18 protein-coding genes and 2 pseudogenes are annotated in these 16,370 nt (G+C 51.0%); 2 read left to right on the top strand and 18 right to left on the bottom strand.

From position 1 onward, the window contains the following. Positions 1-2: 2 nt before the first annotated feature. The 18 genes and pseudogenes from ybeY to INF30_RS02210 form a co-directional block, all read right to left on the bottom strand. Positions 3-497, bottom strand: a complete 495-nt coding sequence (gene ybeY / locus INF30_RS02125; protein ID WP_226394079.1) for an rRNA maturation RNase YbeY — start codon at positions 495-497, stop codon at positions 3-5. Then, positions 498-1,496 (bottom strand): PhoH family protein, encoded by a 999-nt coding sequence (locus INF30_RS02130; protein ID WP_076777358.1) that lies wholly within the window; start codon positions 1,494-1,496, stop codon positions 498-500. Next, positions 1,483-2,763, bottom strand: coding sequence for a sporulation protein YqfD (locus INF30_RS02135; protein ID WP_226394080.1), 1,281 nt, complete (start codon positions 2,761-2,763; stop codon positions 1,483-1,485). Before INF30_RS02135 ends, INF30_RS02130 begins: the two co-directional genes overlap by 14 nt. Positions 2,764-2,782: 19 nt before the next feature. Continuing rightward, positions 2,783-3,070 carry a YabP/YqfC family sporulation protein gene (locus tag INF30_RS02140; protein ID WP_076777357.1) on the bottom strand — a complete coding sequence of 96 codons (288 nt, stop codon included), beginning with the start codon at positions 3,068-3,070 and terminating at the stop codon, positions 2,783-2,785. Positions 3,071-3,143: 73 nt separating this feature from the next. Then, on the bottom strand, positions 3,144-3,746 hold the full coding sequence (locus tag INF30_RS02145; RefSeq protein ID WP_076777356.1) for a flavin reductase: 603 nt from the start codon (positions 3,744-3,746) through the stop codon (positions 3,144-3,146). A gap of 2 nt (positions 3,747-3,748) precedes the next feature. Further along, positions 3,749-4,348, bottom strand: a complete 600-nt coding sequence (locus INF30_RS02150; RefSeq protein WP_076780830.1) for an HD domain-containing protein — start codon at positions 4,346-4,348, stop codon at positions 3,749-3,751. A gap of 38 nt (positions 4,349-4,386) precedes the next feature. Beyond that, the gene (locus tag INF30_RS02155; protein ID WP_226394081.1) at positions 4,387-4,926 is read right to left on the bottom strand and encodes a DUF4854 domain-containing protein; all 540 of its coding nucleotides are present in this window, start codon (positions 4,924-4,926) and stop codon (positions 4,387-4,389) included. 76 nt (positions 4,927-5,002) lie between these two features. Then, entirely contained in the window at positions 5,003-7,060 is a 2,058-nt protein-coding gene (locus INF30_RS02160; RefSeq protein WP_226394082.1) for a HelD family protein, read from the bottom strand. 30 nt (positions 7,061-7,090) lie between these two features. Next, positions 7,091-7,581, bottom strand: a pseudogene (locus INF30_RS02165) (hydrolase). Positions 7,582-7,817: 236 nt separating this feature from the next. Continuing rightward, entirely contained in the window at positions 7,818-8,234 is a 417-nt protein-coding gene (locus INF30_RS02170) for a pyridoxamine 5'-phosphate oxidase family protein (protein WP_076780828.1), read from the bottom strand. Next, positions 8,234-8,668 (bottom strand): GNAT family N-acetyltransferase, encoded by a 435-nt coding sequence (locus tag INF30_RS02175; RefSeq protein ID WP_226394083.1) that lies wholly within the window; start codon positions 8,666-8,668, stop codon positions 8,234-8,236. The genes INF30_RS02170 and INF30_RS02175 overlap by 1 nt, the downstream gene beginning before the upstream one ends. Before the next feature lie 115 nt (positions 8,669-8,783). Continuing rightward, entirely contained in the window at positions 8,784-9,947 is a 1,164-nt protein-coding gene (locus INF30_RS02180; RefSeq protein WP_226394084.1) for an iron-containing alcohol dehydrogenase, read from the bottom strand. Positions 9,948-10,118: 171 nt separating this feature from the next. Further along, a complete protein-coding gene (locus INF30_RS02185; protein ID WP_226394085.1) occupies positions 10,119-10,496 on the bottom strand; it encodes a DUF5655 domain-containing protein in 378 nt (125 codons plus the stop codon). A gap of 23 nt (positions 10,497-10,519) precedes the next feature. After that, positions 10,520-11,536 (bottom strand): aldo/keto reductase, encoded by a 1,017-nt coding sequence (locus INF30_RS02190; RefSeq protein WP_226394086.1) that lies wholly within the window; start codon positions 11,534-11,536, stop codon positions 10,520-10,522. A gap of 47 nt (positions 11,537-11,583) precedes the next feature. Beyond that, a pseudogene (locus INF30_RS02195) lies at positions 11,584-12,255 on the bottom strand (formate/nitrite transporter family protein); the annotation flags it as partial. 18 nt (positions 12,256-12,273) lie between these two features. Continuing rightward, positions 12,274-13,014 carry an HAD family hydrolase gene (locus INF30_RS02200; protein WP_226394088.1) on the bottom strand — a complete coding sequence of 247 codons (741 nt, stop codon included), beginning with the start codon at positions 13,012-13,014 and terminating at the stop codon, positions 12,274-12,276. Between the two features lie 99 nt (positions 13,015-13,113). Continuing rightward, a complete protein-coding gene (locus tag INF30_RS02205; protein ID WP_087173878.1) occupies positions 13,114-13,524 on the bottom strand; it encodes an RNHCP domain-containing protein in 411 nt (136 codons plus the stop codon). After that, positions 13,508-13,906, bottom strand: a complete 399-nt coding sequence (locus INF30_RS02210) for an RNHCP domain-containing protein (protein WP_226394089.1) — start codon at positions 13,904-13,906, stop codon at positions 13,508-13,510. Before INF30_RS02210 ends, INF30_RS02205 begins: the two co-directional genes overlap by 17 nt. A 339-nt stretch (positions 13,907-14,245) precedes the next feature. On the opposite strand from INF30_RS02210, the gene istA reads away from it, so the two are divergent. Beyond that, positions 14,246-15,565 (top strand): IS21 family transposase, encoded by a 1,320-nt coding sequence (gene istA / locus INF30_RS02215; protein WP_226394090.1) that lies wholly within the window; start codon positions 14,246-14,248, stop codon positions 15,563-15,565. Continuing rightward, positions 15,558-16,361, top strand: coding sequence for an ATP-binding protein (locus tag INF30_RS02220; protein ID WP_076776416.1), 804 nt, complete (start codon positions 15,558-15,560; stop codon positions 16,359-16,361). The genes istA and INF30_RS02220 overlap by 8 nt, the downstream gene beginning before the upstream one ends. Positions 16,362-16,370: the final 9 nt, after the last annotated feature.

Raw genomic sequence — 16,370 nt, forward strand, 5'->3', positions numbered from 1 at the left:
TCCTATCGTAAAATCTGGAGTTGTTCCAGAATATCCCTCTGCTTCTGTTCCATAACGAGCCGCTCCTGCTCCTCGATATGGTCATATCCAGTTAAGTGTAACACAGAATGGGCGATTAAGAAAGCATATTCTCTCTCCGCTGAGTGGCCGAAAGCCTCCGCCTGCTCCAGCACTTTCTCCTTGGAGATTACAATATCACCCAGGACAAGCTCTCCGCTTTCGGGATCAAAGCAGTCCTCTCTCTCTTCAAGGAAATCAAAGTCTCCAGGCTCTGCGTACTCCAACATAGGGAAAGAGAGCACGTCCGTGGGTCTGTCGATTCCCCGAAACTGCCGGTTCATCTCATGGATCTGCTCATTTGTGGTGAGGAGCAGGTTCACCTGCGCCTCGTAGGGACACCCCACATAGTCCAGGGCCGCCTCAATAACTTTGCCAGCCAGTTCTTCACAGGGAAGAGGCAGTTTTACCGCCCCTTCCTCTTCAAAATAAAGTGACATTTATTTTCTCCTTCTGTCTCTTCCTCTGCTCTTTTTAGACTCCGCTTTTGCCTCATACTCCTCGTAAGCCTTGACGATCCTCTGAACAAGGGGATGGCGCACCACATCCCTGCTGGTCAGATGGCAGATGCTGATATCGTCAATATTCTTCACCACATTGACGGCCACGTCCAGCCCTGAAACCTGGCCGGACGGCAGGTCTTTCTGTGTGGCATCCCCGGTGATCACCACCTTGGATCCAAAGCCGATGCGGGTCAGGAACATCTTCATCTGGGCGGGCGTGGTGTTCTGGGCCTCATCCAGTATGATAAAGGCATTGTCCAGCGTCCGGCCTCTCATATAGGCAAGAGGCGCTACCTCGATGAGCCCTTTCTCTGAATTCTTCAGGAAACTCTCCGCCCCCATGATCTGATACAGGGCATCGTAGAGGGGGCGCAGGTAAGGATCAATCTTGCTCTGGAGATCTCCGGGCAGAAAGCCCAGCTTCTCTCCCGCCTCAATGGCCGGCCGGGTCAGTATGATCCGACCCACCTCATTATTTTTAAATGCCGTAATGGCCATAGCCATGGCCAGATAAGTCTTTCCCGTTCCCGCCGGTCCCAGGCCAAAGACGATCATCTTCTGACGGATGGCATCCACATATTTTTTCTGTCCGAGAGTCTTGGGCTTGATGGGCTTGCCCTGGAGGGTATGGCAGATCATGTCTCTGTCTATCTCCAGCACCTGATCCTCCTGATCCTCCATGGCAAGGGAGAGGGTGTAGTCCACATTCTGCTCCCGGATCTCATTGCCTCTACGTGCAAGCTCGGTCAGCTGCGCCAGAACGCTCCTGGCCTTCTGGGCCTGCCCTTCTTCCCCCAGGATCTTCACTGTGTCTCCCCTGGGGATCAGCGTCACGTGAAGTGTGCGCTCGATCTTTTTTGCAAAGCTGTCAAACTGGCCGAATACATGCATCTGATACTCAGCCGGAATATCGATGGTCAGTTCATTCATTCCCATTCGTCTGGTCTTCCCTTTCTGTCTGGTCTTTAACCTGGGGCTCCGGAAGGATCTGCGTGGGGACTTCCCCCGCCACAGGCCCTCTCACAGTCAGTGTGCCCCGGGCACAGGCCGCATTTTGCTCTGTGTATATTTTAACATCATTCTCTATAATTTCCAGTCCCTTTTTTTCTATGTCCTGGCAGGCCTTCTCAAATCTCCTGCTCAAAAGCTGCTGCAACTGACTGTCCGTGTAGTTTTCCTGGCGGACACTGCAGGGAACGGCCATCCTTCTTCCCCAGAAAAGCGGAAGGGAAAAATTCTCCCCTACAGTCAGCTGGCTCTCCTCTACATAGTAATCATACTCCTGATAATTGTTCTTCAGCCGCCCAAAAGAAAAAATTCTGTCTCCCGCCCGCAAAAAGAGCTCTTCCTGCCGCACCAGGTTATTCCGTTCATACTGATAGCTTCGTATCTCGAATTCTCTTTCCATGGTGTCCTCATAGGAGATCTGATACTCTCCTGTGATGTCAGCCTGGGCCTGGCAGTACCTGTATCCGGTCACTTCCCCCGCGTCATTTTTCAGATCCAGCCTTCCATTTACGAGAAGATCTCCTTTTTTCACCTGGTCCCCCTCATGGACCAGCGGCGTCCCCTGTCTTGTGACAATGGAGAGAATGGTGCAGTCCTGTGTGGCGGCCAGGTCCGTTCCTTCTGTTTCCTGGGCCTTGCCCCCTGTCTGCGCCGATAAGTGTTCATTTTCCTTCACCTGTATGACAAGCCTGGTCCCGTGCACAGAAGCCGAGACCCACACCAGATCTGCGTATGCGCCCCGCAGGTCATCTGCGATCTGGTCGCAGTCCACGCTCCCTGCTGTCATCCCACAGTAGACATCCCTGGAGCGCAAAAAGGAGAGGAGCGCTTCATCCGTCCTCCTTAAGTTCCCTCTGATGTCTATCTCCCATATAAAGAGGGTGAGAATATAGACAAGGCACACCGCAAGAAGGGCGCCTGCAAAGAACAGCTTCCGCCTCCGGTATCTGTGTAAAAAAAAAGGTAGGCCATACCGCCGCCTGACCCTCACCTTTGTCCCGGTCTTCTTTGAAAGAGCTTTGATCTTTCGGAAATCTTTCAGTGTCATGTACATCTCGTAGGCGCCGCCAGCAGAGCGCAGCCCCCACAGTTCAATGCCTCTGTGGCTGCAGGCGTTCAGGAACCGCTCTGGTGAGTATCCCTCCACCCGGATCAGAAGATATCCCTTTATGTATCGGATCATGGACCAGATCAACTGTTCATCCTCCCATCTCTCATTTATATTCGATACTGTTGATCAGCCCGGTGATCTTCATCTCTGTGTTAGTGTAGTATTCTATGGACAGGCGCTTCCCTGTCAGGCGAATCTGACCGCTCCTGGTATTGATGCGGATCAGCTCCTGGGTGTATTCCTGTATTCCCCGGTAGTTTTCCACCCGGATCTCCTGTCTGCCCGTAGCTGTGAGGACCGGGAGGGACAAAAGCAGTTCCCTGGGTACTTCCGCCGCACCTGCTATGCGGCTGCGAAGCAGCATATCCTCGTCTTTTCCTTCTCTTTTCATGCCGAATGCCCCACATAGCTTTATACCTAATCTATGCGGGGCATTTATCCTATATGCATATGCTGCTCTCTGATCAGATCTTCTCAAAGTCAGCGGCGCCGTGCTTGCAGACAGGACAGATAAAGTCCTCAGGCAGCACATCTCCCTCGTAGATATAGCCGCAGATCTTGCATCTCCAGCCTTTCTTTTCCTCCTTTGCAGGTGCCGGCTTAATGTTGGAGTGATAGTAGGCATAGGTGGCTGAAGCAGCGCTATCAAGCACCTCCCCGTCTGTAACGTCTGCCAGGAACAGCGTGTGGGTCCCCAGATCCATGGTGTCCACCACTTTTGCTGAGAGGTAGGCATTCGTGCCTTCTGTGATGTAGTACAGTCCATTGGCAGAGCGCTTTGCCGATCCGTAATCTGCGAACTTGTCCACATCCCGGCCGCTCTGGAAACCGAAATGGCGGAACGTGTCAAAAACTGCCTTCTCAGACAGGATGGACACATTGAAGACTCCTGTGCGCAGGATCATGTCGTGGGTATAGTTGTTCTTGTTCACAGCCAGTGTGATCCGATTCGGCGTTGTGGTCACCTGTCCTGCCGTGTTGGTGATACACCCATTGTCCTTTTCTCCCTCTTTTGCAGTCACTACAAACAGGCCATAACTCAATTGAAACATTGCTTTCATATCCATACTTATTTTCCTCCTTTGATCGTTCCCTTCTCCACATTGGGGTCGATCCAATTCTTCCTGGCGTATTCCCAAAGTATTTCCGAACCTGTGTGGGTATTTTGATTCCTGCCCAGGATCTGAGACAGCTCCACCTGATGCTCCACCCAGGCCTTCCCGTCTGTGACAGCGTTGAGCATCATGGGTTGGAGGTTGTCCATGCAGCGGGCAAACCTGGCCTCCGGTGTAGCGCAGGCCTCAAATTCCTCCCACAGGCTTTTCAGCTTCTCTCCCTGATCAGAGGGCAACAGACCGTAGAGTCTCTCCGCAGCCTTTCGCTCCCTCTCCTTCTGTGTCTTCTTCCCCTCCTCGTCGTAAGCGTAGGTATCCCCCGCGTCGATCTCCACGATGTCGTGTATGAGAAGCATAGTCACTGTCCTGAGCACATCGATCTTCTCATTGGCGTACTCCGAGAGGAGAACGGTCATAATGGCCATGTGCCAGGCGTGCTCCGCATCGTTCTCCTTCCTCTCCCCGTCTGACAGATACGTCTGCCTTCCGATAAATTTCTCCCTGTCGATCTCACGGATAAAAGAGAACTGCTTCTCGATTCTTTCCTGATCCATGGCTGTCACCCTTCCTTTTCGTCCTTTCGTATTTCCCGTCACTGGGGATCCTGCTGGGCCGTGTATTCCCGGGCAGCGATCTGTGCCCCGTTCATGTCCAGGTACCGCACCACCACGGTGGGCTGCTCCACGTTGACCACATCCTTCAGGGAGTCAGCCACGGACTGCAACGCATCGGCCTGTTTCTCCAGCTCCTCCTCCAGCAGAGGCGTCATCTCTTCCGTCATGGTCAGGGTCTTGTAAGTATACTCGTAGATCAGACGGTTGCCCTCCCCCCGGATGGCAAAACCGATCTCATCTGTTTTGTACTCCTCAAGCGTGCTGTTCAGTATGTTCTGCACCAGATCCGAGGATGCATACTCCTCCATGCTGTCGTAGAAATAGTAAACCTCCTGCTCTGCCGCTCTCTGTGCCTCCTGGGCCGCTTCCCTCTCTTCTTCGGCCAGGCGTTTTTCCTCCTCTGCCTGGGCCTTGGCCCTGTCAGACGCCTCATCTTCTGCCCCACATCCTGCGGCCGTAAAAACCAGTACAAAAGCCAATAGCGCGCACAGGAGCTTCCCTGTGCTCTTCCTCCTCATATGCAGTTCCTCCTCATAAAGATATTTGTATTCATCTTATAGCAGAAGAGGTATATTGTCAACAAATTGTATGTTTTTAAAGATAATATTCGGAATTTTCTCCAAACATATACAGTTCGTGGAGAGCTCGTGTTGCGCAGATATACTTTGCCTGCGTAAGAAGGGGGTTTACCTTCTTCTCATTCCACACAGTAAACACCTGATCAAATTCCAGCCCCTTGGCCAAGTAGAAGGTAGTCACTGTGAGCCCCGGCTTAAAGGCGCTGCTGTCCCTGTCAATATAGGACAACGGAAGTCCTCGTTTCTTCAGGAGCTGGCTGATCTCCCAGGCCTCCTCCTCGGTCATGGCCAGCACCGCAGCCGTCTCAAAACCGTCCTCCCCGCTGATCTTCAGGTTCTCCTCCACTTTCTCAAGGAGCTGTTCCATATTTTCAAAAGAGGCCTCCATCACCTCTTTTCCGTGGCGTTCCAGCAGTCCGGGCACCTTGCTTCCATGAATGCCGGCAGCGTAGGAGGCGATCTCCACCGTGTTCCGGTAGCTCTTGTCCATAACAATTTTCCGCACTTTCCTTCCAAATACTTTTGGCAGAAAAGGAAGCACATCCTGTACATGATCATCCATGGTCTGGAACTTGTCCCCCAGGATCGTCATACTGCAGGAAAAAAGCTCTGCCAGGATCAGATACTGGATATAGGAGTAATCCTGCATCTCATCAATGACAAGATGCTTCACCCGCCTGTGGCTCCCTCGTCCCATCAGCCTGTACTTGAGATACAGCATGGGGAAGACATCCTCGTACTCCAGGACCCGCTTTTCACAGGGGACATCCGCAAGACAGGGGTATCCGCAGTCTTCCATAAGCCAATTATAGATGGTATAGATATCTTTTGTCACATACATGCGGTCAAATTTCTCCTGGACATACTCCCGCTCCTCATCGGAGAGATCCCGGTCCCTGAGCGTCTCAAACTCATCCACAAAATACTCCATCACCGCATCCATTCTTTTCAGCAGGGGAATATCCTGAAACTTAACGTAAAACAGCTGGATCAGTTCACTTTCCGTTTTCTTCAGTCCCTTAAATTCTACATCCTTAAAGTCCATCAGGCTGTCCTCGAGAAGTGTGAGAAATCCCTCTATCTGAGCCGCCATCACTTCTGACTGCTTCTCTTTATAGATCCGTTCCCTCTCCTCATCCGGGAATTTCATGGTCCGCTCCAGATGATGCCACCGGTCTTCACAGTCAGCTGCGGTGCCTTTCAGTTCTTTGTAGGCAAACAGATCAAAGCTCATCTCCTGCACCGGCTCCTCTCCCAGCTCCGGCAGAATATGGGAGATATAGTCTGCAAAGACGCTGTTCGGGGACAGGATCAGCACATCCGAAGATTTCAGATTTTCCCTGTCATGGTACAGAAGATAGGCGATCCTGTGGAGAGCCACAGAAGTCTTGCCGCTGCCCGCCACACCCTGGATAGCCAGGATCTTGTCCTTTGTGTTGCGGATGATCGCATTCTGCTCCTTCTGAATGGTGCTGACAATATTTTTCAGCATTATATCCCCGTTTGTACCCAGCTCCGTCTTCAATATCTCATCATCGATCTTTGTGTCGCTCTCAAAAGCGTAGATCATCTTCCTTTTTCGGATCTTGTACTGTCTCTTGGCAGTGATCTCGCCCTCCAGGGTACCTGCAGGCGCCTGATAGGAGGCCGGGCCTTTGTCATAGTCGTAGAAAAGCCCGCTGACCGGCGCTCTCCAGTCGTAGATCAGAGGTGTCATACCGGTATCCTCGGCAAAATTCCCGATGCCGATATAAAAGACTTCTGCCTCCTCCTCACCGTCATAGACGAAATCAACACGCCCGAAAAAGGGAGAATCCAGCATCTTTCTGAACCGTCTTCTTTTAAGAAGCAGCTCATTATTGGCATTTGTCTGACTAAGAAGAGCCTGCTGATTGTCATAATCCTCATAACCGTACTGGTCCATCTCAGTATAGTTCTCCCAGTAGTAGTCATGCATACTCTCAATGTCTTTCTGCCCTGCCAGGATAGACTGGTCCAGCTTTTCTATCCTCTCTTTTAATTTTTCTGTTACCTTTTCTAAAAAGGAAATTCCTTCTGTGTAGCAATAATCCATAAATGTTCTATTCCCTCTACTTTGTCTACCTTACATGCCTGCCATTTCTTCCTGTATTTCCTTCTCGCAGGACTGCATGGCCTGCAGGGTCTTGCCGAACAGATCATTCAGCTCCCAGCCGAGCATCTGCGCCCCTTGCCGGATGATATCCCTGGAGCATCCGGCTGCAAAACGCTTGTCTTTAAACTTCTTTTTGACACTGGACACTTCCATGTCCATTACGCTCTTCGAAGGCCGCATCAGAGCCGCCGCCCAGATCAGGCCCGTCAGCTCGTCCGCGGCAAAGAGAACCTTCTCCATCTCACAGGCAGGCTCCTCATCCGAGCAAATGCCGTATCCGTGGGAACACACGGAGTGGATCATGTCCTCCCCCAGTATTCTTCCTCATCGCCGTATCCCAGCTCGCGGGCATACCAGCGCATCACCTTCTCCACAGTCAGTCCGTGCTGGATGTGGAAGGGTTCCTTGTTATATGTTTTCAGAAGCTCCAGCGCTTCCTCTCTTGTCACCTTGCTCTTCATCATACTTGCCTGCCTTTCTTCTGTGTAGTCTGGTGAGTTTAAGTTTTATTATACCAGATGCTGACGCTGGTATCCAGATGTATATTATACTCTACATGTAAATGATAGAAGGATAAATACCAGAAGAAGTGGTCTTATAGCAAACACTAATTTTTACCGGCACACATAGCAATCTGTTTTGAAAACCCAAAAAGGCTGTCCTCCATGGACAGCCTTTTCTAAAGTGGACTTCCCCGTCAGATTTCAAAGTCCTCCGACTTCATATTGCTGTAGTAGCGCCCCTTCTCTGCCGTGAATTTGAGCACACAGTAATCCGGGTCCGTCACGCCCTCCTTGTAAAACAGCGTGTCTCCCTCCAGCCAGAGCCGCTCCTTCACCTCCGGGTCCTCCAGTACCTCCACTGTGCCGGACAGGCTGGCGCCTCTGAAATAGCGCCTGTCCATGAAGTAGATGCTGGCCTTCGGGTTATCCCGGAAGCATTTCACCTTGTTGGAGGATGTGTTTGTGGAAAACCAGAATGTCCTGATCCCCTCCCTCTGCCTTGGCTTCAGCATGGCCTTTGTCACCGGAAAGCCCTCTCCGTCCACGTAGCTTATAAAGCAGTTGCCCGCCTTGTCCGCCATATTTCCTATCGTCTTTTCTGCATCCCTCATCATCTTCCTTCTCCTTTCCACACCATCTCATACTCTCTTTCTCCGGTATCCGCATCCAGTCCCTCCTCCCGGATGCGGAACCCGTTTTTCAGATAAAAGTCCACTGCTCTTTCATTCTTCTGGTATACCCGAAGGGCGAGAGCGCTATGGCCTTTTTTAGCGAAGTCCAGCAGGGCGGTGCCGATACCGCCTGACCGCTTTTCACTTCTCACAAAAATACCCTCTATATAATCCCCGTTCAGACCTATAAATCCGTCCGGGCAGTCTGTCTCCCCCTCGTACACATAGAGGGCCGCGCCTGGCAGCAGGCTTCTAACAAACTCCTCCACGTCCTTCCAGTACTGCTCCGGGATAAAGCTGTGGGCCTGCAGATTGCCCGCGAGCCAAAGCTCCATGACCGCTTCTAGGTCCCTCTCCTCAAATTTTCTGACCATCCTCTCTTCACCCACTCCGCACTCAAAAAATCCTCTCTGATGCCATATTATACTGTATCAGAGAGAATTTCTCAACTATCCTATAAGTGTTTCTACTCCTTATACCATTCTGCCTTTACAGGGCTTCCAGGTAGATCCGGGACACTTCCTCCTCTGTGAACACCTTGGGGTGGTTCTGGAGGCCGGCCGCAGAGACCTTGAAGGCATTTTGGGTCATCCATTCCACATCCTCCGCAAGGACCCCCTCCGCCGACAGGGTGGTCCGCAGGTCCAGACGACAAAGGAGCGCCTCGATGACATCCACACAGTCCTTTTCATCCCTGCCTCCCAGACATTTTGAAATGACGGCAAATTTCTCCGGGGCTGCCTCTATGGTGCGCCTGTAGATGACCGGAGTGAGGGCTGCCAGGCCTCTGCCGTGGGTGATATTGCGCATGCCGCTGGCCGGATGCTCCAGCCCGTGGGGAGCGGTCACTCCGGCCTGGTTGATCACCATGCCGCCGTATGTGCTGGCAAGGCATACAGCGCTCCAGGCATCCATGTCCATGACAGTAAGGTCTGTGAGCCCCTTTTTCTTCTCTTCGTAGATTTTCACCAGATTTGCGCCGATGAGCCGGATGCCCTCCAGCGCTATGATTTCCGTGATAGGATCGCAGATTTTGCTCATATAGGCCTCCATACAATGGCACAAGGCGTCATATCCAACGGATGCCAGAACGCGGGCCGGCATAGTCGTCATCAGCTCCGGGTCAACGATGGACGCCCTGGCGATGACTGCATTATCCCGCAGAGACTTTTTGTCCCTCGTCCCGTCGTCTGTGAGCACGGCAAAGCAGTTTCCCTCGCTGCCTGTTCCGCAGGTGGTGGGCACAAGGACAAGGGGCAGGGCCCCGCTCCCTTTCTTTGTGCCGTAGATATAATCAAAAACAGGGTCCTCATTGCAGGCCGAGAAGGCCACCGCCTTGCTGCAGTCCATGATGCTTCCCCCTCCCAGGCCCACGACCACATCACATCCCTTCTCCCTGGCAATGGCGGCCCCTCTCATAGCAGTGGACGCAAGGGGATTGGGTTCCGCCTCGTCAAATACCGTCACTTCTAGCCCCTCTTTTTCCAGCAGTGCCTTTGCCCGGTCCAGCAGCCCGGATTTCTTTGTGCTGCCTCTCCCCGTCACGACCATGACCCTTTTCCCGTATCTTGCTACCTCCTCTCCCAGTACTTCTGCCTTACCGGTCCCGAAGATCAGATTGACCGGGAGATAATGGCTGAATGTTCTCCTCATGATAGCTCTCCATCCTTTCTGTGTCTCATTCTGAAAAATGTAAAAACAGAAAAGGAGCCGTGATATCATCTCACAGCTCCCTTGCCATATTTCCATATTCATTTCTCAATGAGCCTATTATAGATAGCTTTTCTTCCATCTGTCAAGACTCTGTCTTAAAAATCTTCCCTGTCACTTCGCCGCGGAGAAGGCGGCCGCCTCTTCCACCCAGCCCAGCAGCTCCCCGTCGATCTCCTCCTCACGGGATACGAGCACATGGTGGGTCCACCGGTTCGGATAAGGCTCTGTCGCAATGTCGATGCGGGGAGACTCTTTTTTGTATGCCAACCCAAAGGTGACCACAATGTAGACTGGCGGCCGCTCCTTTGCCTTTCTTACTTTTGCAAAGGAGACACAGGCAAAGACATGCCTGTTGCTGTAGGTGATCTGCGTCTTCTGCACTTTGATGTGCACGTCTTCCACCCGGGAGAGAACCTCTCTTTCAAACTTCTGATACAGGGGAAGAGCCTCCGGCATCTGATCAAAAAACCGCAGCAATTTGTCATCCATTTTTATCTCTCCTGCTCCATCTCTTACTTCAGAAATGTCTTGTAATCCTCATAGTTCTTTGCCAGAAGTTCCGGCGTGTTCAGTCCGTAAGGACATTTGCTCATGCACTGGCCGCAGTGGAGGCAGTTCTTGATCAGCTTCATCTTTTCCTGCCACTCCTCGGAAAGCCATCCCTCCTGGGGAGCACGGCGCAGCATCAGACTCATTCTGGCGCAGTTGTTGATCTCAATCCCTGCCGGACAGGGCATACAGTACCCGCAGCCGCGGCAGAAATCACCGGAGAGCTGCTCTTTGTCCTTCTCGATCTCCGCAAGAAGCTCACCGTCAAGCTGCGGCGGACAGACCTGATAGGAGAGGAACTCGTCCAGCTCCGACTCTCTTTGCACACCCCAGATCGGCGCCACATGTGCAAACTGCGGCTGAGCCATGTAGGCGTAGGCACAGGCTGAATTGTGGATCAGTCCCCCGGCAAGACCTTTCATGGCGATAAATCCCATGTCCGCCTCCCTGCAGGCTTCCACGATCTCCAGATCCGCATCCGCCGCCAGGTAGGAGAAGGGGAACTGCATCGTCTCATAGAGTCCGGACTCTATCGCCTCCTTCACCACAGCGATCCGGTGGTTTGTGATACCAATGTGACGAATCTTTCCCTGCTTTTTCGCCTCCATGGCCGCATCGTAAAGGCCGGACTCATCTCCCGGCTTCGGGCAGAAGGACGGATTGTGGAACTGATAGATGTCTATGTAGTCTGTTTTCAGCTTTGTAAGACTTTCGTCCAGATCCTTCCACATATCCTCTGCTGTCTGGGCCGCTGTCTTTGTGCTGATGATGATTTTGTCCCTTGTGTACTCAAAGGCAGCCCCCATCTTTTCCTCGCTGTCAGAGTAGGCCCTGGCAGTGTCAAAATAATTGATGCCATTATAAAACGCTTTCTGCAGCAGGTAGACTGCATCTTTTTTACTAATGCGCTGAATAGGCAGCGCCCCGAAACCATTCTTGTTTACTTCAATCCCTGTCTTTCCTAAAATCACTTTGTCCATGCTCTGTTTCCTCCGTTTCATTTTGTATGTTTATCTTTTGCTGTCTTTTATTTTCTCTCTGAACCGCCGCTGCCCTTTCTCTGATCCAGGCTGCGGACCGCCCAGGCGATAAACATGCCGCCGGCCAGATTTCCTGCCGTGACAAAGGCCAGTACCTTCAAGGCCTCCAGTCCATTGATCCCGAACTGGAGCCAGCAGCAGGACAGGTAAAACATGTCTGCCACAATATGCTCAAACCCGCAGAATACAAAGGCGGTGATAAAAAGCCACACATAGAAGATCTGGGCAAAAGAGCCGTTTTCATACCTGGCGCCGATGAGAACGGCAAAGGCCACAAAGAAGCCGCAGAACACAGCCAGAATAAACAGACTCAAAGGCCCGTCCTGGAGTTTTGTCTCGCTGATCCTGGCAAGGGGTTCCCGGATGGTCTCCTTAAATCTCGTCCCCTGCACAGCGGCCGCCACAGCCAGCGTCCCGATGCCGTTTCCCGCCCAGGCAATGGCCACATCTCCCCAGCCATATCTCCCGTCATACACCAGCAGAGGGCAGACCCTTGTCACAAGCATGTTGTGAAGATTAAGGACAAGGAGGATGCCCACCGCAAAAAAGAGACTGCTCACCAATGTATTGGGGATTGCAAGATAGGTCATGGCGCCCATGGAAATGAACACACCCGCCATGACACTATTCATCCATTTTTCTTTCATCTTATTTTCCTCTTTTGTTTTCTTTTCCTGTCAGTTCTTCTGTCCAAGAAGGATATCTTTAAGCTTTATCATATCCATCTGCTCCAGAATATAGTCTGCCTCTGGCAAAGGCTCGTCCGGAGATATCTCGGTCCGCACGTAGACCGTGGCAAGCCCGGCCCGTTTCGCTCCCTCTATGTCGCAGGTCCCGTCATTTCCCGTCATAACCGCTGTCTCTCTGGCAATGCCGCAGGCAGAAAGAAGTGTCTCATAAAAAGCCAGGTCCGGCTTCTTGCAGCCCTGCTCCGACGAGATAAAAATGCCGTCAAAAAAGGGAGTGAGTCCCAGGGCCTGCATCTCATACTCTGTAAAAATCTTCTGGGCATTTGACAGAAGGTATATCTTCTTCCCATGTTCCCGCAGAGCCTGTAGCATCTCTTTTGTTCCCTCATAGAGCCGCAGGCGGTCCATGGAAAGGATGCGGAAAAACTGTCCCGCATGTCTCACAAGGGGCTCATCTGCCTGCACGCCCTTTACGCGGAACAGAGCCTCAAAGACATCCTCGATCTGTATCTCCGGGAACACCTCATGGGCATCTTTTCTGACTCCTCGTTTTCCTGCGCTCAGCTCTTCTGTCAGCCTGCCGTAAGCCTCCCGCAGCTCCCCAGGCGTGTAGAAAGCTCCGTAAAACGCATAGAAGAGAGCCAGTTTTTTCCACAGTTCTTCTTTCTTTTCGTCTGTGTGTATATCCACCAGCGTACCATACAGGTCAAAAATACAGGTCTCGTACATCTTAAGGCTCCTCTCGTTTTGTCTTATTTATTATACCCTCAATTCACGGGATAGACAATATCACTCTCACGCAATTATCTTTTTTCCCGGATCCGCTGCCTAGCTTTCCATGGATACTGTCATATCCCGGATCTCTTCCCGTGAGACAGCGCTGCTCCCAAAGGGCCGCATGGCAAGCGCCATAAGCTTCATAGGATTATCATCTGCCGCAATGCGGTTTGATCCGATCTTTCCGCAGCGCAGACAGCGGTGTATGATGGCCCACTCTCCATTCTTTCTGACCCACACGCCTATGGGCTCCATCCGCCCGTGACAGTCTGATGCCCGGTCTCCCGGCTCCCTGTCCAGATGCAGACTGTACAGGCAGTTGGGACAGTGATTTCTGTGGCTGCTTCCAGCTCCCGCAGGCACGACCGGCCACCCGCACACCTTGCACGTAAAAGGATCCATACAGGGATGCGTCCGGAAATATTTCTTGTCATATTTTCGCTTTTTATTTTCTCTGTTCATTTTTCTTTTCTCCTTCTCTTCTTCTGAGCTCTCCTCGTCCGCCCATGATCCTTGTCAGCTCTTCCAGCCTCTCAATGGGAAAAGGCGGTGAGGACAGAGGTCTGGAGGCAATGGACATCACTTTTATGAGATTGTCTTTCTCCGACATCTCCACAGTGGTCATCTCTCCGCAAAACCGGCATCTCTCCACGATCTCCCAGGCATCGTTCTCTCTCACCCAGATCCCCACCGGCTCCAGTATACCGCCGCATGGCTCTCCCTCCTCGTCTGCACTGTGTATGCCTGACAGGCAGTTGGGGCAGTGATCCGGCCAGGGTTCTTTATCCTGTAAGTCTGATATCCAGCCACAGCAAGGACATCTGTATTCTTTTTCTTCTTTCATGATCTTTCTCCTCTGATCTTATATTCTGCATCTTTTATGACCACAAAAAAGGACAACCCTTCCATCCGGGTTATCCGCATATCTGTCCTGTTCTGTATCAGACTTTACTTTTCCACAGTAAATAGAACTGCCTTTTAATCAAAAGCCAGCCTGATGCCACTATCCGCAGACAGATACAACAAATAAACCCATCTCCATAATATTATTAGCGTCGGGTTAAAATAACCATCTAGTGTCAGGCTAAAATAGCCAATCCTAGTCAAAGTAAAAAAGCCATTACATACAGGTCTTCATCCTCTTATACTGATGATAAGCCAATGCATCAGAAAAGGAGGATTTATGCACGAAGATGCTACATGTAATGACTTACAAAAAATCATAACACAAGCAATCAACGAAATAAAGCAGGAACAAGGCGAAAATTTCAACCTTGCCAAAATTAATCTTGCAGAACTGGAACGCCGAACCGGGCTCAGCAGATCCAGGCTAAGGCACTTAAAAGAAAATAACTTTATTGTTACGCCACATGGGAGGACAGGACAAAAAGCAACAGCTACGGTTCTGACCGGATATAGCGGCATTATTGACGGACTGCTCCGAAAAGGCGTCACGAATTCTTCTGTATGCTTTGAGCGGCTGCAGGAAGCTGGATATACCGGTGGGTTAACAACCGTAAAAACTTATATCGCTGATCACCGGGATCTTGTCCCGCCCAAGCGTCAGCTCGTTGCCCCTCAGGGGAACCGGGGACGCAGATATCAAACTTCCCCTGGGGAATCCTATCAGATGGACTGGGGCTTTGTCCAGGTAGATACAAATACCGATGCTTCCTATAAGGTCGCATGTTTTGCTATGATCTGCCATCATTGCGGGGAAAGATACATTGAATTCTTCCCCAATGCCAGACAGGAAAATCTTTTCATAGGGATGATCCATGCTTTTACTTATATGGGAATCCCGCACTATATACTGACAGACAACATGAAAAGTGTCGTGATCCGGCGTGATCCAGAGGGACATCCTATCTGGCAGAAAGATTATAAAGTGTTCATGGAAACGATCGGTTTCCAGACGAAGCTCTGTAAACCAAGGCATCCTTTCACCAAAGGAAAGGTGGAGCGCCTGATCCGCTTCGTAAAAGATAACTTCCTTGCTGGCAGAGTTTTTGGCACGATTACCGAATTAAATCTGGAAGCCATCGGATGGTGCAACCGCCAGAACTGCATATACCATAAAGCGGTGGACTGTATCCCCTGTGAAAAGCATCAGGAAGACTGCATGGCTGTTGCTTCCGTATTAACAAAAACACAGGCACTTGCTTTCTATCTCTGTCCGGAAAGAAAAATTTCTTTCGATGGATTTGTCCATTATGAAGGGCGGCGCTTCGGCGTCCCGTACTGGTACACCCAGAAGACCTGCAGGATCCGGAGAGATTCCTTTACCCTCTATATCTACGCATCCGATCTCAGCAAAGTCCTGACCACCCATGATGTTACCTGGATGAGAAGAGACAGTTTCTGCCGGGATCAGTATGTGACAGAACAGCCGGAAGAAGTCCCATCAATGCCAGTCAAAACCCGGATCTTTCAGATAGAGCCACCCAAACAGCACTCCGGATTTGAAAAATTCAACTTTGAGGAGGGCCTGTGGGATGAATGAATCAATACTTGAAAGAATCCAGTCCAGTGCAAAGGCACTGAAGATCGATCTTTATACAGCAGAACTGGCCAACTATGCCGATGAAAAAGAACTTACGCCGGAAGCTCTGGAGGCAGTCTGCGGAGTTTTTGAATACCTGGAGCAGAAAAAATATGACTCCATGGTCCACACAATGCTAAAACTGAGCAAGCTTCCTATGAATGAGCCGAAAACCTTTGAAAGATTTGATTTCAGCCGGCTCCATGGAAAGCATGTGCAGTCACTGAAGAACCTCTCTTCTCTGTCCGCTCTGTATGCAGGAAAAAATCTGGCATTTATTGGGCCGCAGGGTGTAGGCAAAACTCATCTGGCCATGGCTTTTGGGCGGGAATGCTGCCTGAAAGGATATAAGACTTATTTCTTAAGGGCAAGCGAACTCAACCAAAAGTTGACGGATGCAAGGAAACACGGCCGGGAGGGGGCTGTCATCAACGGGCTGGTAAAGCCTTCCTGCCTGATCATTGATGAGATTGGCAGGTGTGTGTTCGATAAAGAGAACACCCGTATGTTCTTTGATGTGATTGACCGCCGCTATAATAAAGATGGTCCCAGCACCATGATTTTTACCAGCAACAAAACACCAAACCAGTGGGGCGAATATTTCAGCGAAGATGATACGCTGCTTTGTTCTTTAGACCGGGTTTTTGATGACGCCACTGTATTTATGATCAAAGGTGACAGTTACCGGGGACGCAAGCTGGAAACACTTGGTCTTGAGGCTGGTATCGCAAAACATACGGAGTATAAAAATGCGTAACTGTTAATA

The organism is Claveliimonas monacensis (genome assembly GCF_014982975.1).
Taxonomy (GTDB): Bacteria; Bacillota; Clostridia; order Lachnospirales; family Lachnospiraceae; genus Claveliimonas; species Claveliimonas monacensis.